Annotated in this window: 23 protein-coding genes; 12 read left to right on the top strand and 11 right to left on the bottom strand. The window is 70.8% G+C overall.

What is annotated here, in order from left to right; translation table 11 throughout:
- The coding region (locus L0P92_RS10555) for a MerR family transcriptional regulator (protein WP_234762273.1) at window positions 1–351 on the bottom strand (351 nt) is incomplete at its 3' end.
- Between the two features lie 231 nt (window positions 352–582).
- Between L0P92_RS10555 and L0P92_RS10550 the strand changes: the two genes are divergently transcribed.
- Genes L0P92_RS10550 through L0P92_RS10540 form a run of 3 tightly spaced genes read left to right on the top strand, consistent with a single transcriptional unit; the run spans window position 583 to window position 3,488 of the window.
- Window positions 583–2,049 carry an amino acid permease gene (locus L0P92_RS10550; RefSeq protein WP_234762272.1) on the top strand — a complete coding sequence of 489 codons (1,467 nt, stop codon included), beginning with the start codon at window positions 583–585 and terminating at the stop codon, window positions 2,047–2,049.
- 51 nt (window positions 2,050–2,100) lie between these two features.
- Complete coding sequence (locus L0P92_RS10545; protein WP_234762271.1) at window positions 2,101–2,589, top strand: macro domain-containing protein; 489 nt, start codon at window positions 2,101–2,103, stop codon at window positions 2,587–2,589.
- Window positions 2,586–3,488, top strand: a complete 903-nt coding sequence (locus tag L0P92_RS10540) for a PfkB family carbohydrate kinase (RefSeq protein ID WP_234762270.1) — start codon at window positions 2,586–2,588, stop codon at window positions 3,486–3,488. The genes L0P92_RS10545 and L0P92_RS10540 overlap by 4 nt, the downstream gene beginning before the upstream one ends.
- 105 nt (window positions 3,489–3,593) lie before the next feature.
- On the opposite strand, the gene L0P92_RS10535 is transcribed toward L0P92_RS10540, so the two are convergent.
- Entirely contained in the window at window positions 3,594–5,090 is a 1,497-nt protein-coding gene (locus L0P92_RS10535) for a M1 family metallopeptidase (RefSeq protein ID WP_234762269.1), read from the bottom strand.
- 208 nt (window positions 5,091–5,298) lie between these two features.
- On the opposite strand from L0P92_RS10535, the gene L0P92_RS10530 reads away from it, so the two are divergent.
- From L0P92_RS10530 to abc-f, 5 genes are all read left to right on the top strand, one after another.
- Window positions 5,299–7,257, top strand: a complete 1,959-nt coding sequence (locus L0P92_RS10530; protein ID WP_234762268.1) for a Xaa-Pro dipeptidyl-peptidase — start codon at window positions 5,299–5,301, stop codon at window positions 7,255–7,257.
- Window positions 7,254–8,534 (top strand): M14 family metallopeptidase, encoded by a 1,281-nt coding sequence (locus L0P92_RS10525; protein WP_234762267.1) that lies wholly within the window; start codon window positions 7,254–7,256, stop codon window positions 8,532–8,534. Before L0P92_RS10530 ends, L0P92_RS10525 begins: the two co-directional genes overlap by 4 nt.
- A gap of 79 nt (window positions 8,535–8,613) precedes the next feature.
- The gene (locus L0P92_RS10520) at window positions 8,614–10,317 is read left to right on the top strand and encodes a BCCT family transporter (RefSeq protein WP_234762266.1); all 1,704 of its coding nucleotides are present in this window, start codon (window positions 8,614–8,616) and stop codon (window positions 10,315–10,317) included.
- A 160-nt stretch (window positions 10,318–10,477) separates the two neighbouring features.
- Window positions 10,478–11,500 carry an oxidoreductase gene (locus L0P92_RS10515; RefSeq protein ID WP_234762265.1) on the top strand — a complete coding sequence of 341 codons (1,023 nt, stop codon included), beginning with the start codon at window positions 10,478–10,480 and terminating at the stop codon, window positions 11,498–11,500.
- Between the two features lie 171 nt (window positions 11,501–11,671).
- Complete coding sequence (gene abc-f, locus L0P92_RS10510) at window positions 11,672–13,312, top strand: ribosomal protection-like ABC-F family protein (RefSeq protein WP_234762264.1); 1,641 nt, start codon at window positions 11,672–11,674, stop codon at window positions 13,310–13,312.
- A 34-nt stretch (window positions 13,313–13,346) separates the two neighbouring features.
- Here the strand turns inward: abc-f and L0P92_RS10505 are convergent, their stop codons facing one another.
- The 5 genes from L0P92_RS10505 to L0P92_RS10490 form a co-directional block, all read right to left on the bottom strand.
- Window positions 13,347–14,555 carry a serine hydrolase domain-containing protein gene (locus L0P92_RS10505; RefSeq protein WP_234762263.1) on the bottom strand — a complete coding sequence of 403 codons (1,209 nt, stop codon included), beginning with the start codon at window positions 14,553–14,555 and terminating at the stop codon, window positions 13,347–13,349.
- A gap of 175 nt (window positions 14,556–14,730) precedes the next feature.
- Entirely contained in the window at window positions 14,731–15,282 is a 552-nt protein-coding gene (locus L0P92_RS10500; protein WP_234762262.1) for a putative glycolipid-binding domain-containing protein, read from the bottom strand.
- 71 nt (window positions 15,283–15,353) lie between these two features.
- A complete protein-coding gene (locus tag L0P92_RS10495) occupies window positions 15,354–17,726 on the bottom strand; it encodes a Tex family protein (RefSeq protein WP_234762261.1) in 2,373 nt (790 codons plus the stop codon).
- Window positions 17,727–17,829: 103 nt separating this feature from the next.
- Window positions 17,830–17,961 carry an LPFR motif small protein gene (locus tag L0P92_RS45200; protein ID WP_308289684.1) on the bottom strand — a complete coding sequence of 44 codons (132 nt, stop codon included), beginning with the start codon at window positions 17,959–17,961 and terminating at the stop codon, window positions 17,830–17,832.
- Between the two features lie 162 nt (window positions 17,962–18,123).
- Complete coding sequence (locus tag L0P92_RS10490; protein ID WP_234762260.1) at window positions 18,124–18,993, bottom strand: SCO6745 family protein; 870 nt, start codon at window positions 18,991–18,993, stop codon at window positions 18,124–18,126.
- A gap of 114 nt (window positions 18,994–19,107) precedes the next feature.
- Between L0P92_RS10490 and L0P92_RS10485 the strand changes: the two genes are divergently transcribed.
- On the top strand, window positions 19,108–20,067 hold the full coding sequence (locus tag L0P92_RS10485; protein ID WP_234762259.1) for a GlxA family transcriptional regulator: 960 nt from the start codon (window positions 19,108–19,110) through the stop codon (window positions 20,065–20,067).
- A gap of 31 nt (window positions 20,068–20,098) precedes the next feature.
- The gene (locus L0P92_RS10480; protein ID WP_234762258.1) at window positions 20,099–20,734 is read left to right on the top strand and encodes a DJ-1/PfpI family protein; all 636 of its coding nucleotides are present in this window, start codon (window positions 20,099–20,101) and stop codon (window positions 20,732–20,734) included.
- Here L0P92_RS10480 and L0P92_RS10475 read toward each other — a convergent pair.
- A complete protein-coding gene (locus L0P92_RS10475) occupies window positions 20,721–21,476 on the bottom strand; it encodes an enoyl-CoA hydratase/isomerase family protein (protein WP_234762257.1) in 756 nt (251 codons plus the stop codon). The two genes, L0P92_RS10480 and L0P92_RS10475, sit on opposite strands and share 14 nt — an antisense overlap.
- 64 nt (window positions 21,477–21,540) lie before the next feature.
- Here L0P92_RS10475 and L0P92_RS10470 point away from each other — a divergent pair, with 64 nt between their 5' ends.
- Both L0P92_RS10470 and L0P92_RS10465 read left to right on the top strand, forming a co-directional pair.
- Window positions 21,541–22,176 (top strand): HdeD family acid-resistance protein, encoded by a 636-nt coding sequence (locus tag L0P92_RS10470; RefSeq protein ID WP_234762256.1) that lies wholly within the window; start codon window positions 21,541–21,543, stop codon window positions 22,174–22,176.
- A 174-nt stretch (window positions 22,177–22,350) separates the two neighbouring features.
- A complete protein-coding gene (locus L0P92_RS10465; RefSeq protein WP_234762276.1) occupies window positions 22,351–22,860 on the top strand; it encodes an ATP-binding protein in 510 nt (169 codons plus the stop codon).
- A 15-nt stretch (window positions 22,861–22,875) separates the two neighbouring features.
- On the opposite strand, the gene idi is transcribed toward L0P92_RS10465, so the two are convergent.
- The 3 genes from idi to galE form a co-directional block, all read right to left on the bottom strand.
- Entirely contained in the window at window positions 22,876–23,469 is a 594-nt protein-coding gene (gene idi, locus L0P92_RS10460) for an isopentenyl-diphosphate Delta-isomerase (protein ID WP_234762255.1), read from the bottom strand.
- 187 nt (window positions 23,470–23,656) lie between these two features.
- The gene (locus tag L0P92_RS10455; RefSeq protein WP_234762254.1) at window positions 23,657–24,598 is read right to left on the bottom strand and encodes a cation diffusion facilitator family transporter; all 942 of its coding nucleotides are present in this window, start codon (window positions 24,596–24,598) and stop codon (window positions 23,657–23,659) included.
- Between the two features lie 157 nt (window positions 24,599–24,755).
- Window positions 24,756–25,739, bottom strand: coding sequence for a UDP-glucose 4-epimerase GalE (galE, locus tag L0P92_RS10450; RefSeq protein ID WP_234762253.1), 984 nt, complete (start codon window positions 25,737–25,739; stop codon window positions 24,756–24,758).
- Window positions 25,740–25,835: the final 96 nt, after the last annotated feature.

Below are 25,835 nucleotides of genomic sequence, written 5' to 3'. Positions count from 1 at the left end.
GGATGACGCCCGCCGCTCCAGCTCCCCCCGCGTCACCGTCTCCACGGCATCCGGCGCCCACGACGCCACCACGGCCCGATGGATGGCGAGATCATGCGCGTCCAGCCCAGGCGGCAGCTGCTGCACATACCGCTCGATCGCGGCGAGCGTCATCCCCTGCTGCTGCAACTCCTCGATGAGCGCCAGCCGAGCCAGATGGTCGCGCCCGTAGTGCCCCACGCGGCGCGGACCGAGCACCGGCGGCGGCAACAGCCCCTTGGTGCCGTAGAACCGCACCGTGCGCACCGTCACACCCGCCCGCGCGGCCAGTTCGTCGATCGTGAGGGTCGTCTCCTCGGTGCCGCTCGTCATGTGCAGCAGTATCGCTGTCTCACCAGTGCTGTGACACCTCCGGTGACCGATGAGGACGGCGCGGAAGCACCATGTGAGAAGTAACGCTCTGTGACATCCGCCACCGCGTGAGCCGCGTGCTCTGGGGGAAGGTGACCCCTTGGTCTGCGCCTTTACCGAAGACGCAGGCCATACGTACGTCCGGACACCCGAGCGCGACCCGCTCGGGAGCACCAGAGAGTGGTACCACCCGTGAGCAAGGACGCCGTGAACACGGCCGTGGCCGCACCCCGCAGCGACGCGGCCCAGATGCCCGCGGACGCGGGCGACGCCGGTTACAGCAAGGACCTCAAGGCCCGCCACGTCAACATGATCGCCATCGGCGGCGCCATCGGCACCGGCCTCTTCCTCGGCGCCGGCGGCCGCCTCCACAACGCGGGCCCGGCCCTGGCCATCGCCTACCTGGTCTGCGGCATCTTCGCCTTCTTCGTCGTCCGTGCCCTCGGCGAGCTCGTCCTCTACCGCCCCTCGTCCGGCTCCTTCGTGTCGTACGCGCGTGAGTTCCTCGGCGAGAAGGGCGCCTACGTCGCCGGCTGGATGTACTTCCTGAACTGGTCGACGACCGGTATCGCCGACATCACCGCCATCGCGCTCTACACCCACTACTGGAGCCTGTTCACCGACATCCCGCAGTGGGTGCTCGCCCTGGCCGCCCTCGCGGTGGTCCTGGCGGTGAACCTGATCTCGGTGAAGATCTTCGGCGAGATGGAGTTCTGGTTCGCGATCATCAAGGTCGCCACGCTCGTCGCCTTCATGTTCGTCGGCATCTTCCTGCTCGCCACCCAGCACGAGGTCGGCGGCCAGACCCCCGGCCTTGACGTGATCACGGACAACGGCGGCGTCTTCCCGCACGGCCTGATGCCGGTCGTCCTCGTCATGCAGGGCGTGATCTTCGCGTACGCCGCGCTGGAGCTGGTCGGCGTCGCAGCGGGCGAGACCGCCGAGCCGGAGAAGGTCGTCCCGCGCGCGGTGAACTCGATCATGTGGCGCGTCGGCCTCTTCTACGTCGGCTCGGTCGTCCTCCTCGCCCTCCTCCTCCCCGGCTCGGTCTACTCGGCCGACGAGAGCCCGTTCGTCACGGTCCTGTCGAAGATCGGCGTCGAGGGCGCCGGCGACGTGATGAACCTGGTGGTCCTGACCGCGGCGATGTCCTCGCTCAACTCCGGCCTGTACTCCACGGGCCGCATCCTGCGCTCGATGGCGATGGCGGGTTCGGCTCCGAAGTTCACCGCCCGCATGAACCGCAGCCAGGTTCCCTACGGCGGCATCCTGCTCACCTGCGCGGTGTGCGTCCTCGGTGTCGGCCTGAACTACCTCATGCCCAGCCAGGCCTTCGAGATCGTGCTGAACGTCGCCTCCCTCGGCATCATCTCCACCTGGGTGATCATCATGATCTGCCACCTGCTCTTCGTCCGCCGCGCCAAGGCGGGCCTGGTCACCCGGCCGAGCTTCCGCCTCCCCGGCAGCCCGGTCACCGAGATCGTGACCATCGCCTTCCTGGTCGCCGTACTCGCCCTGATGTGGAACGACCCCGAGGTCGGCCGCAAGACCCTCCTCCTCATCCCGGTCATCGCCGTCATGCTGGTCGGCGGCTGGTACGCCATCCGACGACGGGTGGCGAAGACGGAGGACCAGGAGCTGGCGGAACTCACGAAGTAACTCCCCGAAAAGGCGGAGGCCGTTGTCAGTGGCGGCGTCTACGGTGGCGTCATGTCGGAGATCACTTACATCCGGGGTGACGCCACCGTTCCGTCGGTGAAGGGCGTCAAGGTGATCGCCCATGTCTGCAACGACATAGGGGGATGGGGGAAGGGCTTCGTCCTGGCCATATCGCGCCGCTGGCCGCAGCCGGAGAAGTCCTACCGCGCATGGCACCGCGAGCGCGCCGGGAACGACTTCGGGCTGGGCGCGGTCCAGTTCGTCCAGGTCGAGCCGTACGTCTGGGTGGCCAACATGGTCGGGCAGCGCGGCATCCGCACGGGCAGCAAGGGCGTGCCCGTGCGCTACGAGGCGATCGACGCGGCGCTGGAAAGGCTGGCCGACAAGGCCGCGGAACTCGACGCGTCCGTGCACATGCCCCGGATAGGGTGCGGTCTGGCCGGGGGCAAGTGGTCCCGTGTCGAACCGCTGATCACCGAGCGGCTGGTGCGCCGGGGGATCGCCGTCACGGTCTACGACCACGGGGAGGGCGCGAGTTGAGCCGCGACATCGACGTACTCGTACTGGGCGGCGCCGGAGTGGACACCATCGTGCACGTCCCCGAGCTGCCGCTCCCGTACGCCGACAGCTACATGATCGACTCGGGGATCCGCACACGCGCCGGTCAGACCGGTGACTTCGTGGCCCTGGGACTGAGCGCCCTCGGTCTGCGCACCCATCACCTCGACTTCCTCGGTGACGACCCCGAGGGTGACCTGGTCCGCGCCCTGCACCGCGAGAAGGGCATCGCGCTCACCGCGATCCCCCAGCCCGCGGGGACGAAGCGTGCCGTCAACCTCGTCGGCCCCGACGGCCGACGGCTGTCGCTGTACGACACGAGCCGCGCCCACGTCGACGACCGCTTCCCGGAGGCCACGGTGCGCGCCCTGGCCGAGGCGAGCCGCCACGTCCACGTCACCATCACCCAGCCCTGCGCCCACGCCCTGCCGCTCCTGCGCGAGTCGGGCGCGACGCTCTCCACCGACCTGCACGACTGGGACGGCGAGAACCCGTACCACGAGCCGTTCGCACACGCCGCGGACGTCGTCTTCCTGTCCGCCGCCGCACTGGCCGACCCCGAGCGGACGATGCGCCGGATCGCCGATCGCGGCCGGGCCGAGGCGGTCGTGGCCACGGCAGGCGCGAAGGGCGCGTACGTCCTGGCCGACGACGAGCTGACCCACGTACCCGCCGCGACACCGCCCGCGCCGGTGGTGGACTCCAACGGCGCGGGCGACGCCTTCGCCGCCGCGTTCCTCTACGCCTGGCTGAACCGCGAGACCCCCCGGCGCAGCGCCTTGTACGGCACGATCGCCGGCGCCCACGCATGCACGGTCCCGTCGACCCGGACGGAGGCGATAGGACGGGACGATCTACTCAGCCGCACTGCAACCCCCTGAGGGGTGCGGGGCTGTATCGATTTGCGGCTCCACCGCGTGGGCGCGACAAGCCACGAAGCACCTGCGGTCGCCCACGGACACGACGTGGCACATGCTGAGGCGCACTCAATGCTCGTGCACGTCATTGGTCGCAGCGATCTTCTTCCAGGACTTCGGCTGCACAGGAACCCCGGCCACCTTCGCGACCGACGCCGCCCGAGCCGCGGCAGCGCCCGGCTTCGACGGCTGGAACAGCCACGTGTCGAAGAGCGCCGCCAGCGGCTTCCCGGACACCTCCTCGGCGTACCGCTGGAAGTCGGTCACCGACGCGTTGCCGTAGGCGTACTTCTGCGGCCAGCCCTTGAGGACGGCGAAGAAGGCGTCGTCGCCGATCTCGTTGCGCAGCGCCTGGAGGGCCAGCGCACCCCGGTCGTAGACCGCCAGGTGGAACTGGTTCTCCGGCCCGGGATCACCGGGCTTCACCGTCCAGAACGGGTCGTCGGCCGGATGCGAGGCGTACACGTAGTCGGCGATCTCCTGCGCCGTCCCCTCGTCCTCGTGCTCCGACCACAGCCACTGCGCGTAGCGCGCGAAGCCCTCGTTGATCCAGATGTCCTTCCAGTCCTGGACCGACACGTCGTCGCCGTACCACTGGTGGGCCAGCTCGTGCACGACCACGGAGACGTTCGAGCCGCTCGCGAACTGGCGGGGACTGTAGAAGGGCCGGGTCTGGGTCTCCAGGGCGTACCCGACGGCGGGCGTGTTGGGCACGTACCCGCCGAGCGCGTTGTACGGATAGGGCCCGAAGTACTCGGTCAGCCAGTCGGCGACCTCCCCGGTCCGCTCGACGCTCGCCCGCGCCGCGCCCGCGGTGTCACCGAGGTCCTTGCTGTAGGCGTTGATGACCGGAATCCCACTCTCGGACGTCCCGGTCGTGACGTCGAACCTGCCGGCCGCGAACGTGGCGAGGTAGGTGGCCTGCGGCTTGTTGGAGCGCCAGTTGTAGCGGGTCCAGCCGGCCCGCGAACTCGTCGACTGCAAGGTGCCGTTGGAGATGAACTGCGTACCGTCCGGCACCTGCACCGACACGTCGAAGGTCGCCTTGTCACGCGGGTGGTCATTGCTCGGGAACCACCACCAGGCCCCCTCGGGCTCACCCGCGGCCACCCCGCCGTCCGCGGTGCGCAGCCAGGCGTTGAACCCGTACGCCTCCTTCGAGGACGGCACTCCGCGGTAGCGCACGACCACGGTGACGGCCGTGCCCTTGGCCAACGGCTTCGCCGGGGTGATCTCCAGCTCGTGCTCGCCGGACGTCGCGAACGACGCTTTCACGCCATTGACCCGGACCTCGCCGACGTCCAGCAGAAAGTCCAGATTGAACCGGGACAGATCCTGCGTGGTGCGCGCCAGCAGTGTCGCCGTCCCCTGCAACTCGTCCGTGGCCGGCTGGTACTTGAGCCGGAGGTCGTAGTGCGAGACGTCGTATCCGCCGTTGCCGTAGGCCGGGTAGTAGGGGTCGCCGATGCCCGGGGCACCGGGGGAGAGGCTCGCGGCCGACGCCGGGATCGCCAGCATCAGAGAGGCGGCTGCGAGCGCGCCCGGCGCCATGATTCTGCGGTGCACGAAAGCTCCAAGTCGTAGGGGCCCGAAGTCTGTCCGGAGCCTATTCAGTACCTGTGGCTCCGATGTGTCCATGACCACCTCTGTCACACGATCGCCATTCGGCCGCAATGGCCCGACCCGCCCCAGGGGCGCTTATCGGCCACCAGGGACCTCATGGGTCATCAGCCGCCCTCTTCTGCACGGGAGTTCACCGATGTACCGTCCGCGCATGCCGAAACGCATGCGCCTCACGATCTTCAGACAGCTCGCGGCGGCGGCCACAGCCGCCCTGCTGGCCACGTTCCTCGCCCCCGCCGCGGCCCAGGCCGCCGCCCCGCGGGAGAGCGAGCCCGTCTACTCGTACGAGAACGCCATCCGCGAGGCCGTATGGGTGGACACAGGGCTCGATCTCGACCGCGACGGACGGCACGACCGCGTCGCCGTCGACGTCGTCCGGCCCCGCGAGACGGCCGCGCAGGGCCGCAAGGTGCCCGTCGTCATGGACGCCAGCCCCTACTACTCCTGCTGCGGACGCGGCAACGAGAGCCAGAAGAAGACGTACGACGCCGACGGCCACGTCGTGCAGATGCCGCTGTTCTACGACAACTACTTCGTGCCCCGCGGCTACGCCTTCGTCGGCGTCGACCTCGCCGGCACCAATCGCTCCGACGGCTGCGTCGACGTCGGCGGCCGCTCCGACATCCTCTCCGCGAAGGCCGTCGTCGACTGGCTGAACGGCCGCGCCAAGGCGTACACGACCCGCACCGGCACCACCACGGCCAAGGCGACCTGGACCAACGGCCGCACCGGAATGATCGGCAAGAGCTGGGACGGCACCATCGCCAACGGCGTCGCCGCCACCGGAGTCGAGGGACTGAAGACCATCGTCCCGATCAGTGCCATCTCCTCCTGGTACGACTACTACTTCCAGCAGGGCGCCCCGCTCTACGACTCCGGCCCCGACGCGCTGTCCGACTACGTCGACAGCCCCGACGCCCGCGCCAAGTGCGCCGCCGTCCAGCAGAAACTCGTCGACGGAGCCCCGCGCACCGGCGACTGGACGCCCCTGTGGACCGAGCGCGACTACGTGAAGGACGCCCGCAAGGTCCGGGCCAGCGTCTTCCTGATCCACGGCATGCAGGACCTCAACGTGCGGATGAAGCACGTCGGCCAGTGGTGGGACGCCCTCGCGAAGAACGGCGTCGAGCGCAAGATCTGGCTCTCCCAGACCGGCCATGTCGACCCCTTCGACTTCCGCCGTGCCGAGTGGGTCAAGACCCTGCACCGCTGGTTCGACCACGAACTCCTCGGCTACGACAACGGCATCGACCGCGAGCCGATGGCCGACATCGAACGCCACCCCGACCAGTGGGTCACCTCCCAGGTGTGGCCGCCGCGCGGCACCGACACGACCACCCTGCGCCCCGCGAAGGGCAGCGAAGCCGGTGTCGGCACCCTGGGCCTGCGCCAGGGCAAGGGCACCGAGACCTTCACCGACGACCCGCAGCACGGCGAGACCGACTGGGCCGCGCACATCGACCGCTCCACCCCCGACAAGGCGGGCTTCGTGACCAAGCCGCTCACCCGCGACCTGCGGCTGTCCGGCTCCTCCGAGGTCACCGTCACCGCGACCCCGACCACCTCGACGGCCCACCTCTCCGCCGTCCTCGTCGACCTCGGCCCCGACACCATCCGCGACTACGCGGCGAGCGGCGAGGGCATCAGCACGCTCACCGACCGCACCTGCTGGGGCGTGAGCACCACCGGTGACAGCGCCTGCTTCAAGGAGACGAAGGCCAAGACCGCCGACGTCGACTACACGGTGGTCAGCCGCGGCTGGGCCGACCTCGGCAACCACGCCTCGGACCACGAGGGCCGGCCTCTCACCCCGGGCAAGGCCTACACGATCACCCTCGACCTGGCCGCCACCGACCACGTGATCCCGGCCGGCCACCGGCTCGCCCTGATCGTCGCGGGCACCGACAAGGACCTGATCGACCCGCCGTCGACCAAGCCGACCCTCACCGTCGACCTCTCCCGTACGAAGGCCCGCGTCCCGCTGGTCGGCGGCGCCCACGCCTTCGCCCGTGCCACGGCGGGATCCGTCGCCGCGGCTCCCGAGGCGGCGCCCCTCGACGGCGTGGCCCCGCCGCGCACCGTCCACCGCGTCCCGGAGGGCGGCCGGTGACCCGTATCCGAACCCTGACCCTTGCCGCGACAGCCCTCGCCGCCTCCCTCGTGGCGGTCCCCGCCCAGGCCGCCGACTCCTCGCCGCGCACCGGCTTCGAGCAGTCGAACGGCGCCCGCTGGACCAGCCAGCCCGAGGAGCAGAGTTTCCTCAGGGCCGTCGACAGGGCGAGCGACCGGGTCTCCGTCACCCGCATCGGTACGACGAAACAGGACCGTCCGCTGCAGCTGGTCCGAATCGGCACCCGCCCCACCCCGAACAAGGTGCTGCTGGTGTGCAGCCAGCACGGCGACGAGCCCTCCGGCCGCGAGGCCTGTCTGTCCACCATCCGCGATCTGGCCTATGCCGAGGACCGCCGGACCCGGCGCTTCCTGGAGCGCACCACCCTGCTCGTCGTGCCCACCGCCAACCCCGACGGCCGGGCCGCCGACACCCGGGGCAACAGCGACGGCGTGGACATCAACCGCGACCACCTCGCGCTGCAGACCGCCGAGGGGCGCGCCATGGCCGCGGTCGTGCGCGACCAACGCCCCGACGTGATCTACGACCTGCACGAGTACGGCGCCACACCGCGGTACTACGACAAGGACCTGTTCGACCTGTGGCCGCGCAACCTCAACACGGACACCCACGTCCACGACGAGGCGCGGACCCTGTCCCAGGCCTATGTGCGCCCCGCCGCGACCGGCTCCGGCTACTCGACGGGCACGTACGGCATCTGGACCGACCCCGTGACGGGCGAACCGATCAAGCAGGTCGCCGGTGACGGACAGGAACGCATCCTGCGGAACATGTCCGGTGTCAAGCACTCGGTGGGCCTGCTCATCGAGAGCCGCGTCGACCCCCTGACCGAGGAGGAGAAGGCCGACGAGTCGCTCAACAACCGGCGTCGGGTCTCCTCCCAACTGGCCGCGCTGGACGGGCTGTTCGACTTCACCGATGTCCGTCGCCGACAGGTCGAGGCGGCGACCGGTACGGCCCGTCTCGCGGGCTTCGCCGACACCGGGCCCGTCCACGTCGGCGGCGCCGACAACGACCGGCCCGAACCCGGCGAGGTGATCCAGGACCCGCCCTGCGGCTACCGGCTCACCGCGGAGCAGTACCGGCAGGTCAAGGACGAACTGGCGCTGCACGGAGTGAAGTCCAGGGTGACCTCCGCGGGCGCCCTGGTCCCGCTCCGCCAGTCCCTGCGCAACCTCGTTCCGCTGCTCCTCGACGAGCGCGCCCCGTATCGCATCACGGCTGGTGAACCCGACACCGACTGCACAAACGGCTGAGATCGACGGGATCTGTGGTAGGTCCTGGGAGACGACGTGGAACCGGCGTATCCACCGTTCACCGGGGAAGGTGCCGCAGATGACTGAGGATCTGAAGAAGAGAGGCGGCCGGGAAGGTCCGTCGGACGTTTCCGGCCACCCCAGCACGGACCGAGTGGTGTTCGGCGTCACCGCCGTCATCACCGTGGCCTTCGTGATCTGGGGCTGGGCTGCCACGGACTCGCTGGAGAGCGTGTCCACGAAGATGCTGAACGGCCTGATCCACAACGGCGGCTGGGCGTTCATGCTCGCCGCCTCGTGCTTCGTGGTCTTCGCGCTGTGGCTCGCGGTCAGCCGCTACGGCCGCATCCACCTCGGCGCCGAGGGTGAGGAACCCGAGTTCAAGACCGTGTCCTGGGTCGCGATGATGTTCAGCGCCGGCATGGGCATCGGCCTGATGTTCTACGGCGTCAGCGAGCCGCTCTCGCACTACACGACCCCGCCCCCGGGCACGGACCCCGCCAACTCCGGCGAACGCATGGAGACGGCGATGGCCACCACCCTGTTCCACTGGACGCTGCACCCCTGGGCGATCTACGCGGTGGTCGGCCTCGGCATCGCCTACAGCACCTTCCGCAAACGCCGGCGCCAGACCATAAGCGCGGTCTTCACCCCGCTGATCGGGGAGAAGCACGCCAACGGCGCCGGCGGCCGGGTGATCGACATTCTCGCGATCATCGCCACCGTCTTCGGCTCCGCGGCCTCCCTGGGCCTCGGCGCCCTCCAGATCGGCTCCGGATTCCAGGAGCTGGACTGGATGGACGACGTGAGCACCGGGCTGCTCGTCGCGATCATCGCCGTGCTGACGCTGGCCTTCGTGGCCTCCGCCATCTCCGGCATCGAGCGGGGCATCCAGTGGCTGTCCAACACCAACATGGTGCTCGCCCTGATCCTCGCGGTCTTCGTGTTCATCGCGGGCCCCACGATCATCGTGCTCGACCTGCTGCCCACCTCGATCTTCGCCTACCTCGGCGACCTGCCCCAGCTCGCCGGCCGCACCGAGGCGAGCGGCGGCGAGGGCGTCGCGGACTGGCTCGGCAGCTGGACGGTCTTCTACTGGGCCTGGTGGATCTCCTGGACGCCGTTCGTCGGCATGTTCATCGCCCGGATCAGCCGGGGCCGCACCATCCGGCAGTTCGTCGGCGGCGTCATCCTCGTGCCCAGCACCGTCAGCCTTGTCTGGTTCGCGATCTTCGGCGGTACGGCGATGAAGCTGAAGGAAGGCGGCGCGCTCGGCGGCGAGGACACCCCCGAGGGGCAACTCTTCGGCGTTCTGCAGGAGTTCCCCATCGCCACCGTCACCAGCCTGCTCGTGATGATCCTCGTCGGCATCTTCTTCGTCTCCGGAGCCGACGCCGCCTCCATCGTGATGGGCACGCTCTCCCAGAAGGGAGCCCTGGAACCCGGCCGCTTCGTCGTCGTGTTCTGGGGTGTGGTGACCGGAGCCGTCGCCGCCATCATGCTGCTCGTCGGCAGCGGCCAGGGCGACGCGCTCACCGGCCTGCAGAACCTCACGATCCTGGCCGCCGCGCCGTTCGTCCTCGTGATGATCGTCATGTGCGTCGCCCTCATGCGCGACCTGCGCCGGGACCCGGTCATCGTGCGCAACGCGATGGGCTCGGAGGCCGTGGAACTCGCCGTGATCGAGGGCCACAAGAGGTACGACGGCGACTTCGAGATCAGGGTCGGCCCGGGCCCCGGCACCGAGACGGAGGGTGACCCGCTGGGCCACGACCACGACTGAGCGGGTCCGGTCACCGGGGGCGCGGGAGGCGAGCAGGACGGCCTCCCGCGCCCCCGGGTCCATCAACGCGCCCCCGGCAACCGCTGAGGTGGCGCCGGGGTGATTAGCGGAATATGTCATGCCGCGCTCATATCGGTCCCGTCCTGGGGATACTCACAGCATGTCTGCCGAGTACGCGACCTTCGGCCTGGCACCGGCGATGCGTGCCGGTGGCGTCCTCGCCAACGGTGACTACCAGGTGCACCGGGACTTCGTGGACTTCATCGTCGACGGGCGCCCGCTGCTGTTCCAGCTCTCCGACCTCGACGCCGTCTCCCCGCTCGCCTCCGACGTCCCGCCCGCCATCTTCACCGCCCAGGTCCGCAGCCTCCTGCTGGAGGCGGAAGCGCCGCTTCCGGGCGGCCGGTACGTCATCTACGGCTGCCCCGACTGCGAGGACCTCGCCTGCGGCGCCGTCACCGCGCTCATCGACAAGGACGGCGAGGACTACATCTGGCGGGACTTCGCCTGGCAGACCGACGAACACGCCGACCTGGAGCTCAACGGCTACCACGGCATCGGCCCCTTCCGCTTCCGCGCCACCGAGTACCGCGCGGCGCTCGGCGCCCTCCTCGACCAGGCGGCCGAGGCACCACGCCGCCGGGTGCTCCTCATCGGCGCCCGAGTCGCCGTCCTGGCCAAGCTCGCCGCCGCGCTGCGCACCATCGGCATCGGCGCCGAGATCACCCACGACGTGAGCGGTGTCGCCGTCGACGAACTGCGCACCTACGGCGCCGTGGCCTTCGGCCGGGGGATCGGGGCGGAGCAGCGCGCCGGCGTGCGCCGCGCCTTTACGGACGCCGGGGTGGAGGTGGCGTACGTGGACGGCCTCGCGCCGATCGTGCCGCTGCTGGTCGCGCAGATCGAACACGCCCTGGACCGCAGTCCGGAGGAACAGCGCCGACTGACCCGGCTGGTCGCCGCGGATGGTGAGGCGGGGGTGGAGGTGACCTCGCCCTGCCGGGTACGGCTGACGGCGTACCGCCTGGACCGCCTCTACCGCACCCACACCCACGAGGTCTTCGACGGCATCCTGGAAGCGGGGCGACATCGGATCGCGCTGGACGCGAAGGCGGTGAAGGGGGAGTCGTTCGTCGTGGCTCGGACTTCGGGGAGTGTGTTGGTGGAGTCGATGGCTCGGTAGCCGGCCCAAGGGGGTGCCGAGATGTGTCGTCTGGTGTCTGCGGGCTTGTCGGGGCTGTATCCAATGTGCGGCTCCGCCGCGTGGGCGCGACCAGCCACACACTCCCCGCACCCGCCGTCCGACACCAGCCCACCCACTCCTCAGGCGCACGGCCCACTAGGATCGCTCCCTGTGACCGCAACCCTCGTCGTCAAGAATCTCGCCGCCGGACACGGTGACCGTTCCCTGTTCAGCGGGCTCGACCTCGTCGTGGCGCCCGGCGACGTGATCGGGCTGGTCGGGGCCAACGGGGCGGGCAAGTCCACGCTGCTGCGGCTGCTCGCCGGGCTGCTCGTGCCGGAGGAGGGCGAGCTGCGGCTGTCCCCGCCGACCGCGACCGTCGGTCACCTCCCGCAGGAGCCCGAGCGGCGTCCCGGCGAGACCGTGCGGGCGTTCCTGGCCCGCCGTACCGGTGTGGCCGAGGCCCAGCGGGTGATGGACGAGGCGACGCAGGCCCTCGTCGACGGGGCACCCGGCGCGGACGACGCGTACGCGACGAGCCTGGAGCGCTGGCTGGACCTGGGCGGCGCCGACCTCGACGAGCGGGCCGAGGAGGTCGCCGACTCGCTGGGCCTCGCGGTGGACCTGGACCAGCCGATGACGTCCCTGTCGGGCGGCCAGGCGGCCCGCGCCGGGCTGGCCTCGCTGCTGCTGTCGCGCTACGACGTCTTCCTCCTCGACGAGCCGACGAACGACCTCGACCTCGACGGCCTGGAGCGCCTGGAACGCTTCGTCACCGGTCTGCGCGCCGGGACGGTCGTGGTCAGCCACGACCGCGAGTTCCTCACCCGCACCGTCACCAAGGTCCTCGAACTCGACCTCGCCCAGCGGCAGATCAACCTCTACGGCGGCGGCTACGAGGCCTACCTGGAGGAACGCGAGGTGGCCCGCCGGCACGCCCGCGACGACTACGAGGAGTACGCCGACAAGAAGGCCGCCCTCCAGGACCGGGCCCAGACGCAGCGCGCCTGGATGGACAAGGGCGTCAAGAACGCACGCCGCAAGGCGAACAACGACAACGACAAGATCGGCCGCAAGTTCCGCAGCGAGGCCAGCGAGAAGCAGGCCGCCAAGGCCCGCCAGACCCAGCGCATGATCGAACGCCTGGAGGTCGTCGAGGAGCCGCGCAAGGAGTGGGAACTGCGCATGGAGATCGCCTCGGCACCCCGCTCGGGCGCGGTGGTCGCGACCCTGCGGGATGCCGAGGTACGGCGCGGCGACTTCACCCTGGGCCCGGTCTCCCTCCAGATCGACTGGGCGGACCGGGTGGCGGTCACCGGCGCCAACGGCGCCGGCAAGTCGACGCTGTTGGCCGCCCTGCTGGGCCGCGTCCCGCTGACCGCGGGGCAGGCGCACGTCGGCTCCGGTGTCCTCATCGGCGAGGTCGACCAGGCCCGCAAGCTCTTCCACGGCGAGGAGTCCCTGCTGGACGCCTTCTGCGCCGCGGTCCCGGAAACCGAACCGGCGGACGTCCGCACCCTCCTGGCCAAGTTCGGCCTCAAGGCGGACCACGTCCTGCGCCCGGCCGCCACCCTCTCCCCGGGCGAACGGACCCGCGCCGCCCTCGCCCTCCTCCAGGGCAGGGGCGTCAACCTCCTCGTCCTGGACGAACCCACCAACCACCTCGACCTGCCGGCCATCGAGCAGCTGGAATCGGCCCTGGACGCCTACGAGGGCACCCTGCTCCTGGTCACCCACGACCGCCGCATGCTCGACGCGGTCCACGTCACTCGCCGTCTGGAGGTCGCCGACGGCAAGGTGACCGAACGCTAGGGCCGTCGCAGGCGGGTTCGTCGGGGCGGGTGTGTCAGTGCCGGCCGGGGCTCAGCAGGGCGCACACGAAGTTCTCCTGCACGGCCCGAAGTCTCCGCAGTAGATCGGGCTTCGTGGCCTCGTTGATCTGCGTGGTGGCCGAGAAGGTCAGCGACCGGCGTCCGTCCGGCGTCGCGGCGATCAGCTGCGTGTAGCCGAGCGTGTTGCCGGTGTGCCCCAGCACCACCCCGCACCGGGTGGTGTACCGGAAGAGGGCGAGCCCGGCGGCGTTGCGTCCCGGCCCGGCCGGCTCGGACGCCGCCCCGGGGATCCAGCGCCGCTGCTCGCGCACCTCGCGGGGTCCGTACAGCCGTCCCCCGGCGTAGCCGCGGATGAAGCGCGTCATGTCGGCCGGCGTGGACACGATGCCGCCCGAGGCCCACACACCGGACATGCCGAGCACCTCGCTGACGTCCTCGGGCGGCTCGGGCGGGCTCACGTCATAGCCGTGCAGATAGGGCCTCGGCATCCGGTAGCCCTGCGGCAGGCTCGTCCGGTACAGGCCCAGCGGGCGGTACACGAGCTCCTGAAGCAGACGCTCGTACGGGACGCGGGTGACCGCCTCGGCCATCAGCGCCACGGCGATGTTGTCGGAGTTGGAGTACTCGTACCGGGAGCCCGGCCGGAACCGCAGCGGCTGGCCGGCGACGTAGTCCAGCAGCCGACGGGAGTCGAAGCGGTGCCGGGGGTTCGCCATCACGGTGTTCACGAACGCCGGGGCCCGTGAGTAGTCGGGCAGTCCGCTGGTGTGGTTCAGCAGCTGGCGCAGCGTCACCGCGCCCCAGGCCCTGGGCAGGCGGGGCAGCCGCTTGCGCAGGGTGTCGTCGAGACTCAGGTGGTGGCGGTGGACGAGGGACAGCGCCACCGCGCCGCTGAACGCCTTGGCCGTACTGGCGATGCGCATATGGTCGTCAGGGCCCGGTCTGCGGCCCGTCGCCAGGTCCGCGACACCGGCCCGGACCACCCGCGTACGGGTGCCGTCCCGCAGTACCGCGATGACGCCGGGCGGGCCGCCGGGCGTGCGGACCAGGTCGGCCAGCTGCCGCTGGAGCGCGGCGTCGGTGTGCGGTCCGGGCGGAGTGACGGCGCCCGCGGTGGCCGGGACGGCCGGGGACAGCAGGGTCAGGCAGACGGTGACGAGGGAGACCGCGCCCAGACGGGACCCGAGCGGGGAGCGGCGGCGGGATGGGACGGGGGTCGGCATCGGTTCTCCCTGAGCGGCGGCGGGGCTCGCGGACCCTGGGCTGCGGCGGGGCTCGCGGACTGGGCGTCCAGCTTCGCCCGCCCGCATCCGGCCGGCCGCTCGTGCTACTGCACTCGGCTCAACGGGCCGCGCCCTCAGGACTAGGGGGTGTTGTGAAAGTCCCGCACAGCACCCCCTAGCCGAGCCGGGTCGCCAGCCCCGGGTAGTCGACGACGAAGCCGTCCTCGTCGAACCTGATGTCGCTGCGGAAGTCGTCGGAGACGAAGCGGACGCGGTGATCTCCCAGATGGGTGTACGTCTGCCGGGAGGGGAGGACGGCCAGATCGGGCACCGACACCCAGGCCATCAGGAACTCCCGCTCCCCGGGCGCCAGATGGAGACCGTGCCGCAGCACCGGCATCGTGTTGGTGAGCGGACACAGCCCCAGGTCGCAGTCGACGGCGCCCTCGACATCGGGCAGGTGCTCACCGTCCGCCGTCCACCGGCCCGCTCCGTCATGCCGCAGGTCGAGCGCGCGTACGCCGCCCGTCGACTCGACCGTGACCTTCAGCCGACGCGTCACGAACGCCTCGCTCGTGTCCAGTTCGTACGAGATCCCGTACGGCTCCGGAACCCTGCCGACGGCTCGGCCACGGCCGCGCAGGACGTCGTCGGCGAACTCGATCCAGGCGGTCTCGATGCCCTCGCTCTCCGACACTTCCCAGGTGATGACGCGCGACGTCGGCATGCCATCACCCTACGGGCGAACCGGCCCGGACCCTCCGTGTCGTACTGGGGAGTCCGGGCCGGTGTGTCGTCTCAGCGCTTGCCGCGCTTGGGGTCGACCAGACCCGCGCGGCGCAGTGCGTCGGCCATGGCGCTGTTCGCCGGGGGCGGCGCCTGACGGGAGCCGCCACCGGCGCCACCGCCGCGGCCCTGACGCTGCTGCGGCGGGCGTCCACCGCGCTGTCGGCGCTCGCCGCCGCCTCCGCTTTGCTGGCCCTGCGCGGCCGCCTCGTCGTCGAGGCGCAGCGTCAGCGAGATCCGCTTGCGTGGAATGTCCACGTCGAGGACCTTCACCTTGACGATGTCACCGGGCTTGACCACGTCCCGCGGGTCCTTGACGAACGTCTTCGACAGTGCGGAGACATGGGCCAGACCGTCCTGGTGGACACCGACGTCGATGAACGCCCCGAAGGCGGCCACGTTGGTCACGACCCCCTCCAGGACCATGCCGGGCGACAGGTCGGAGATCTTCTCGACGCCCTCCTTGAAGGTGGCCGTCTTGAAGGCGGGACGCGGGTCGCGCCCGGGCTTCTCCAGTTCCTTCAGGATGTCGGTCACGGTCGGCAGACCGAACGTCTCGTCCACGAAGTCGTTCGCCTTCAGCGACCGCAGCACGCCCGTGTTGCCGATGAGCGCGGCCACCTCCTGACCGGACGTCTTCACCATGCGCCGGACGACCGGGTACGCCTCGGGGTGCACGCTGGACGCGTCCAGCGGGTCGTCACCGCCGCGGATCCGCAGGAAGCCCGCGCACTGCTCGTAGGCCTTCGGGCCGAGCCGCGCCACGTTCTTCAGCTGCGAGCGGGAGGTGAACGGTCCGTTGGCGTCCCGGTGGGACACGATGTTCTCGGCGAGGCCGGAGGTGATGCCGGAGACGCGCGCGAGCAGCGGCGCGGAGGCGGTGTTGACGTCCACACCGACGCCGTTCACACAGTCCTCGACCACCGCGTCCAGCGAGCGCGACAGCTTCACCTCGGACAGGTCGTGCTGGTACTGGCCGACGCCGATCGACTTCGGGTCGATCTTCACCAGCTCGGCCAGCGGGTCCTGGAGGCGGCGCGCGATGGACACGGCGCCGCGCAGCGACACGTCCATGTCGGGCAGCTCCTGCGAGGCGAACGCGGAGGCCGAGTACACGGAGGCGCCGGCCTCGGACACCATCACCTTGGTGAGCTTCAACTCCGGGTGCTTGCCGATCAGTTCACCGGCGAGCTTGTCGGTCTCGCGGGACGCGGTGCCGTTGCCGATCGCCACGAGCTCGACCGCGTGCTCCTTCGCGAGCCGCGCCAGCTTGGCGATGGCCTCGTCCCACCTGTTCGCCGGGACGTGGGGGTGGATGACGTCGGTGGCGACCACCTTGCCGGTGGCGTCGACGACGGCGACCTTGACGCCCGTACGGAAGCCGGGGTCCAGCCCCAGCGTCGCCCGTGTACCGGCCGGCGCGGCGAGCAACAGGTCACGGAGGTTGGCCGCGAAGACCCCCACGGCCTCGTCCTCGGCGGCGGTGCGCAGGCGCAGCCGCAGATCGATGCCGAGGTGCACGAGGATCCGGGTCCGCCAGGCCCAGCGGACCGTGTCGGTGAGCCACTTGTCGGCGGGACGCCCACGGTTGGCGATCTGGAACTTGTGGGCGACGATCCCCTCGTAGGAGGAAGGGCCGTCGGTCGGCTCCTCGGGTTCCAGGACGAGGTCGAGGACCTCCTCCTTCTCGCCGCGCAGCATCGCCAGGATGCGGTGCGAGGGCAGCTCGGTGAACGGCTCGGCGAAGTCGAAGTAGTCGGAGAACTTCGCGCCGGCCTCCTCCTTGCCGTCCCGCACCTTCGCGGCCAGCCGGCCGCGCCCCCACATGCGCTCGCGCAGCTCGCCGATCAGGTCGGCGTCCTCCGAGAACCGCTCGGTGAGGATCGCCCGGGCGCCGTCGAGGGCCGCCTGCGGATCGGCCACACCCTTGTCGGCGTCGACGAACGCGGCGGCAGCGGCGAGCGGCTCGACGGTCGGGTCACCGAGCAGCCCCTCGGCGAGCGGCTCGAGCCCGGCCTCGCGGGCGATCTGCGCCTTGGTCCGCCGCTTCGGCTTGTACGGCAGATAGATGTCCTCGAGCCGAGCCTTGGTCTCGGCGCCACGGATCTGCGCCTCCAGCTCCTCGGTCAGCTTGCCCTGCTCACGCACCGAGTCGAGGATCGCCGTCCGCCGCTCCTCCAGCTCCCGCAGATAGCGCAGCCGCTCCTCGAGCGTGCGCAGCTGCGCGTCGTCGAGCATCTCGGTCGCTTCCTTGCGGTAGCGGGCGATGAAAGGCACCGTCGAACCGCCGTCGAGCAGCTCCACGGCAGCCTTCACCTGCCGCTCCCGTACGCCGAGCTCCGCGGCGATCCTGCCTTCGATGGACCCTACGAGGGGTGTCGTCACGATCCCGTCCCGCCTTCTCACTGAGGTTGCGCGGCAATTGTGGCAGGTGGCACCGACAACCGGGGATCAGGGCGGCGACGTGGCCCGTCGCGGCGGGTCGGAATCAAGCCCTACGACTGCGTGTACTGCTCGAAGCACCTCCGAAGAGCTGGGCGAGAGCCCGGAACGGCAACGTCACGACCGTGGCGACGGCACCGCCTGTCTGCCGGAGCACGTCTGCGATTGCACGGAACACGTGATGACTCCTTTCTCGGGTTGAGCACCGGGTACCGCGCCTCGGGCGTGCTATGCGATGCCCGGGATTCTCAGCCCGTCCGGCGTTTGAGGACGAGGCCGAAGGCCGATGGGGGTCCAGGGGGCGCAGCCCCCTGGCAAGGCCTGAAGGGGCGGAGCCCCTTCAGGCCTTGCCGAGGAGGTCCGGGGGGAACGCCCCCGCTGCCACCGCCGCCCGTGCGAACCCCGCACCGAGTTCCGTCAGCCGCACGACCCCCTCCGCCCCCAGGTGCTCATACGGCGCCCGATCGAGCCGATCCGTCTCGGATTCGATCCGCTCGCGCAGCGCGACCCCCTCCGGAGTCAGCTCGCCCGCGTCGTCCAGGAGACCGCGCTCACGCAGCCGTCCCGACGCCGCGTCCCAGTCCTCCTGGCTCCAGCCACGCGTAGTGAACACCCACTTCGGCGTCATCCCCCTGCCGGTCGCCGTGTGGGTGACGACGGCCTCCAGCCCGTCGAGCCCGGCCGACATCAGCACGGCGAGATGCCCGTCACCCCGGTGCTCCCGCAGCAGCGTCGTGGCGTGGAAGTACGCCAGGTGCGGCTCCTCGGGCACCGCCAGGTCCGCGTGGGCCGAGTACAGCGGCCGGGCGCTGCGCGAGCACGCCTCGGTCGCGCGCAGGGCGAGCCCGGCGGCCTCCGTCATCTCCGGGGACGTCAGGGCGGCCTCGCCCAGCAGCCGCCGCAGCGTCGCGTCGACCGCACGCGCGCGTGCCGTGAGGACGTCCGCGGGCGAGGCGATCGTCCACACCGCGGGCAGGTGCCGGGCCACCAGGTCGTGCTTGTAGTTGTAGAACGTCGCCGTCACCGCCCCCGCCCCGACCGGCCCCAGCGCGGCCGCCCGCACCGCGAAGTTGACGGCCCTGGGGTGCGTGATCCCGAGGGCGCCCAGCTCCTGGCCCAGCTCGGGGGCGAAGTAGGACGTCGAGTGCAGGGAGTTGAGCATGTTGTGGCAGCGGCGGCCGGCACGCGGCTCCAGGGCGGCAGTAGTCATGGGCGAAGGTTACCAACCGCTTGGTACGTTCCCGAGGGCTCGTGCGCGCTCATGGCAGGAAAGGTGGGGAGCCCGTCATTGTGGTCATGGTGCCGGCTCCGAACAATTGAAGGCATGGCGCAGCGAACCGTTCTCTTCGTTCTCTTCGACGGTGTACAGAGCCTCGATCTCACCGGCCCGCTGGAGGTCTTCGCGGGCGCCGAGAAGCACCGGCCGGGCACCTACCGCATCCGCACGGCCTCCCCGGACGGCGGCCCCGTCCGCGCCTCCAGCGGCCTGACCGTCGTACCGGACGTCTCCCTCGCCGAGGTGTCCGACCCGCACACCCTCCTCGTCCCGGGCGGCGAAGGCACCCGCACGCCCCAGCCCGAGCTGGTCGACTGGCTGCGTGCGCACGGCACCTGCGCCGAGCGGCTGGTCTCCGTCTGCACCGGCGCCATCCTGCTCGCGTCGGCGGGCCTGCTGGACGGTCGCCGTGCCACGACCCACTGGGCGTACTGCGACAAACTCGCCCGTGACCACCCCGAGGTGCAGGTGGACCCGGACCCCATCTTCGTGCGTGACGGGCACGTGGCCACCTCCGCCGGCGTCACCTCCGGCATCGACCTGGCGCTCGCCCTCGTCGAGGAGGACCTGGGCCGGGACGTGGCCCTCGGCATCGCCCGCCACCTGGTGGTCTTCCTGCGCCGGCCCGGAAACCAGGCCCAGTTCAGCGCCCAGCTCGCCGCGCAGACCGCCCGGCGGGAGCCGCTCAGGGAGGTCCAGCGCTGGATCACCGAGCACCCCGACGCCGATCTGAGCGTCGAGACCCTGGCGACCCGCGCCAGCCTCTCCCCACGCCACTTCGCCCGCGCCTTCCAGGCCGAGACCGGGATGACCCCGGGCCGGTACGTGGACCGGGTCCGCCTCGAACATGCCCGCCGCCTGCTGGAGGACACCACCGACGGTGTCGAGGAGGTCTCCCGGGCCAGCGGCTACGGCACCCCCGAGGCCATGCGGCGCGCCTTCGTCAAGACCCTCGGGGCGGCCCCGGCCGAGTACCGCCGCCGGTTCCACCCCGTACCGGCCCACTGAGACCACCCAGAACCTGCCGAAAGGAAGCACCATGCAGATCGCCATGGTCCTCTACGACCGTTTCACCGCCCTCGACATCGTGGGGCCCTACGAGGCGTTGAGCCGCATCCCGGACGCGCGGGTCGACTTCGTCGCCGAGACCGCGGGCCCTGTGCGGGCCGACACGGGGTTCCTCGCCCTCACCGCCGACAAGGCGCTGACGGACGTACCGCACCCCGATGTGGTGGTGGTGCCGGGCGGGCCCGGGACCTTCGCCGAGATCGAGAACGAGGTCCTGCTGGAGTGGCTCAGGACCGCCGACGCCACCAGCACCTGGACCACCTCCGTCTGCACCGGCTCCCTGCTGCTCGCCGCCGCGGGCCTCCTGGAGGGCCGTCGTGTCACCTCCCACTGGCTCACCCTCGACTTCCTGCCGCAGTACGGCGCCGAGCCCACGGGCGACAGGGTCGTACCGGACGGCAAGTACATCACCGCGGCCGGCGTCTCCTCCGGCATCGACATGGGACTGACCCTGGTCGGGAAGATCGCCGGTGACGAACACGCCCAGGCCGTCCAGCTGTTGACCGAGTACGACCCGCGGCCGCCCTACGACGCCGGCTCCCCGCAGAAGGCGCCCGCGCACCTCGTCGAGGAGTTCCGCACCAACAGCCGCTTCAGCCTGGCGTAGGGACGTTCCAGGTGAAGCGCGGCTGCCTGCGCTCCAGGAACGCGGCGACGCCCTCCGCGGTGTCGCCGCTTCCGCGTGCCTGCTCCGCCCAGTGCTCGTCGCGGTCGGTACGCCCGTCCGCGAACTCCTTCGCAGCGGCCTGCGTCAGCTGGGAACGCGACACCAGGACCCGGGTGAACTCCGTTACGCGCTTGCCGAGTTCACCGTCGGGCAGCACCTCGTCCACCAGGCCCGTGCGCAGCGCTCGTTCCGCGTCGATCAACTCACCGGAAAACAGCAGGTACTTGGTGGCGGACGGCCCCACCAGCAACGCCAACCGCCGCGTGGAGGAAGCCGGATAGACGATCCCGAGCTTGGCCGGTGTCACCCCGAACAGCGCCCCCTCCTCGGTGAACCGCAGATCGCACGCCGCCGCCAGCTGGGACCCGCCGCCCACACAGTGCCCCCGGATCGCGGCCAGCGTCGGCTTCGGGAAGGCGGCCAGCGCCTCCTCGGCGGCCACGGCCAACCCTTGCGCCTCTTGGGGCGACCCCTGCAGCGTGGAGATGTCGGCGCCCGCGCAGAACGTCCCGCCCTCACCGGTCAGCACCAGCGCCCGTACGGCCCTGTCGGCGGCCAGCGCTTCGAGCAGCGGCGGCAGCGCCCGCCACATCGCGGCCGTCATCGCGTTGCGCTTGGCCGGATGGTGGATGACGACGGTCGCGACCGAGTCGGTGACGCTGTGCAACAGCTGGGGCTCCATGCGGCGGATGCTATCCGTTCGCTCCGAACGGGGTACACGGGAGCAGACCGAACCGGGAGGTGCGATGACGAGGTCCAGCAGACCCACGGGCGAGGCGGCGAAACTCAAGCGCGGCTTCGGCTGGCTCGGCGCCCTCGGTGTGCTGCTGGTCGTCGGCGGACTGGTCGGGCTGCTCTACACGGCGTTCGCCACGCTGACCACGATGCTGCTGTTCGGCTGGCTGCTGCTGATCGGCGGCGTCGTCGGCCTGGGACACGCGGTCCAGGCCCGCGGCAGCAACTTCTTCTGGCTGGGCGTGGTCGTCGCGGCGCTGAACATCGCGGCCGGCGTGGTGGTGATCCGCAGGCCGGAGGCGGCGGCCGAGGCGCTGGCCATGTTCGCCGCCCTGCTGTTCCTCACCGGCGGGCTGTTCCGGCTGGTCGGCAGCCTGGTGGTGCGCGGTCCGCAGATGGGCTGGACCCTGCTGCAAGGCGCCTTCGACCTGTTCCTCGGCATCCTGGTACTGAGTGCCTGGCCCAGCAGCAGGTACGTCATCGGGACGCTGTTCTCCCTCGCCCTGCTCTTCGACGGACTCGGCCTGATCGCGACCGGCTACGGCGGCCGCCGGGTCGTCAGCATGGTCTCCGAGCAGATGGTCACCGACAGTGACGGCCGGGGCGGGCCGGACGGCGGCGGCGTCAAACCCGTACAACCCGAATAGTTCGTGAAGTCGGCACAAGCGGCGTCGGAGCGGTCCCACAACTGACCGTGTCATACGCCAACGGTCAGAAACGCTCGATACCCGCTGACTTGTGTTCAGTTCTACGGTCTGGACCTGCGCGTTACCAACACTCGACGTGTGGTGACAATCGAGCGCGAGGGTGGCGACCGGACGATGGAGAACCACGGGCGCGGGTCCGGCCCACGCCCAGGAGGTGGCGCGGACGAGTCGCTCGTCCAGCGGCCACCGCATCCACTGCCGTACGAGGGCGTCTGGCGGTTCACCGCCCCAGCCGTCGACGCCTCGGTTCCGCAGGCCCGGCACGCCGTCCGGGACCTGCTCCACCGCCAGGGCGTACCGGCCGCGGACGATCTGGTGCAGGGAGTGCTGCTGATCGTGTCGGAGCTGGTCACGAACGCCGTCCGGCACGCGGCACTGCTGTCGCCGACGCTCGCCGTGGAGGTCGCCGTCGGCGCCGAGTGGCTGCGGGTCTCGGTGGAGGACAACCACCCCTACCGCCCGACCGCCCTGGAGGCCGACCACGGCCAGACCGGCGGCCGCGGGCTGCTCCTGGTCCGCGAGGTGACCCGGGAGGCGGGCGGTGTGTGCGACGTCGAGCACACGGCGAGCGGCGGCAAGGTGATCTGGGCAGCCGTCCCGCTCAAACCCGTGCGCGTGCCCTGACCCCCGACTACGTCCTCACCAGCCGGCCGACGGGCCCGTCAGCTCCCTGACCGCTGGGCGGGCCGCGTCGAGGACGGTCATGAACCAGGACGAGAAGGTGTCCTTCGCGTGGCGCTCCGCCAGCTCGGCGGGGGTCACGAAGGCCGTGTCGCCGACCTCCTCCGGGTCCGGCCGCAGCGCGGACTGCACCAGGCCGACGAAGAGGTGGTTGTACTCCTGCTCCACCAGGCCCGAGTCCGGGTCCGGGTGGTTGTAGCGGACCGTGCCCGCCTCGGCGAGCAGGGACGGGGAGACGCCGAGCTCCTCGTACGTCCGGCGGGCCGCGGCCGCGAAGGGCGCCTCGCCGGGGTAGGGGTGGCCGCAGCAGGTGTTGGACCAGACGCCGGGGGAGTGGTACTTGCCGAGCGCGCGCTGCTGGAGCAGCAGCCGGCCCTGCTCGTCGAAGAGGAACACGGAGAAGGCGCGGTGCAGCTGACCGGGAGGCTGATGGGCGGCGAGCTTCTCCGCGGTGCCGATCGTCACACCGTTCTCGTCGACCAGTTCCAGCAAAATCGCGTCCGCGGTGCCGTTCGACGCACGGTGCGTCGCGGTGGCAGGTGTGATCGGCATACCCATCCTTCGCCTCGGTCTTGCGCCCCAAGTGTGCCGTACGAATCCGACACTCCCGGCAGTTGATCGTGCCCGGCGCGGCGGGTGCGGAACCGCTCGAAGGGACGCTGTGGGCATGAGGACGCGACCGACCACCGGATCGCTGCATTCCGTCCGTACTGACGTCTTGTCGGACCGTACGGTTGTTTCAGTGACAGAGCCGGGCCTCGTGCTCCGCGTGTCCGACCGGCTCCAGCTGGAAGGTGCAGTGCTCCACGTCGAAGTGGTCGCCGAGGCAGCCCTGGAGCTCGTGCAGCATCTTCTCGTGGCCGATCGCGTTCAGGACGTCGGAGCGCACCACCACATGGGCGGACAGCACCGGCATGCCGGAGGTGATCGTCCAGGCGTGCAGGTCGTGGACGTCCTCGACGCCGTCCAGGGCGAGTATGTGGGCCCGCACCTGGTTCATGTCGACGTCCTTGGGCGCCGACTCCAGCAGTACGTCGAGGGTCTCGCGCAGCAGCTTCAGCGTGCGCGGCACGATCATCACGCCGATCACCAGCGAGGCGATCGGGTCGGCGGCCTGCCAGCCGGTGGCCAGGATCACCGCCGCCGAGATCAGCACCGTGAGCGAGCCCAGCGTGTCCGCGGCCACCTCCAGAAAGGCGCCGCGCACGTTCAGGCTCTCCTTCTGGCCGCGCATCAGCAGCGTCAGCGAGATCATGTTCGCGACCAGGCCGATCGCACCGAACACGATCATCAGGCCGCCCTCGGTGTCCGCAGGCGTGAAGAACCGCTGGACCGCCTCGTACAGGACGTAGCCGCCGACGCCGAGCAGCAGCAGGCAGTTGGCCAGGGCGGCGAGGATCTCCGCGCGGGCGTAGCCGAAGGTGCGGGTCGTGCTCGGCGGGAGGTTCGCGAAGTGGATGGCGAGCAGGGCCATGCCCAGGCCGACCGCGTCCGTCGCCATGTGCGCCGCGTCCGCGACCAGGGCGAGCGAGTCGGCGGCGATACCGCCGACGATCTGGACCACCATGACGCCGAGCGTGATCGCCAGCGCCACCCGCAGTCTCCCGCGGTACGCGGCAGCCGCCGTACCGCTGGTCGGCACATGCGAGTGCCCGTGCCCGTGATCGTGCCCAGCCCCCATGGGAAAGCCGTCCCTTCCGCGGTCCGTAAGACGATCGGAATGTCCGTCCGGGATCACAGTGAACTACGGGTAGGGGGTATCGGGCAACGCGGCACTGAACACCGTTGTCATGTGCCCTGACCTGCGGAAACGATCCGCAGGTCAGGGCCTCGCATGATCAGTTGCCCGACCGGCCGCCGTGGTGCAGCAGCCACCCCTGCCATGCCGACTCGACCATCTCGTGTACCCCGCGCCGGGCCGTCCAGCCGAGTTCCTCGGCGGCCAGCGCGGCCGAGGCGACCGCGCGCGGCGCGTCGCCGGGGCGCCGGTCCTCGACGACGGCGGGTCGCGCGTCGCCGGTGACCTCGCCGATGACCGTGATCAGCTCGCGGACGGAGACGCCCTCGCCACGGCCGATGTTGACGGTCAGGTCGCCGCCCGCGTCCGCTTCGGCGAGCCGCCGGGCCGCCGCCAGGTGCGCCTCCGCGAGGTCGGCGACATGGATGTAGTCACGGATACAGGTGCCGTCCGGCGTCGGATAGTCGTCGCCGAAGATCCGCGGGGCCTCGTCGCGGGTGAGCCGGTCGAAGACCATGGGGACGATGTTGAAGACACCGGTGTCGGCCAGCTCGGGCGAGACGGCGCCCGCGACGTTGAAGTAGCGCAGACACACGGTGGAGATCCCGTGCGCGTGGCCCGCCGCCCGCACCAGCCATTCACCGGTCAGCTTGGTCTCGCCGTACGGGTTCACCGGCGCGCACGCGGTGTCCTCCGTGATGAGATCCACATCCGGGTTGCCGTAGACGGCGGCGGACGACGAGAATAGGAACCGCCTGATCCCCGCCTCGGCGACCGCCTCCAGGAGCGTGGCCAGACCGCCCACGTTCTCCCGGTAGTAGCGCGTCGGCTCCGCCACGGACTCACCGACCTGCTTGCGCGCCGCGAGATGCACCACACCCGTCACCGCGTGCTCGGCGAACACCCGCTTCAGCAGCCCACCGTCGAGCGACGAGCCCTCGACGAGAGCGACGTGGGCCGGGAGCCGCGCGGGGCGCCCGGCCGAGAGGTCGTCCAGGACGAGGACCCGCTCCCCGGCGTCGGTCATGGCCCGCGCCACATGTGCTCCGATGTAGCCGGCTCCGCCTGTGATCAGCCATGTCATGGTCGCCCACCCTATGCCGGGGCCGCGGTGCGGCTCGCAATGTCCTCGATGCCCCGGTCTGGAAGCGCGAGTTTGTGGGCGGGCCCCGCGATCCCT

It is taken from the genome of Streptomyces muensis (assembly GCF_021474425.1).
GTDB lineage: Bacteria > Actinomycetota > Actinomycetes > Streptomycetales > Streptomycetaceae > Streptomyces > Streptomyces muensis.
The sequence above is the reverse complement of the archived record's forward strand: the minus strand, read 5'-3'. Positions and strand labels throughout refer to the sequence as shown.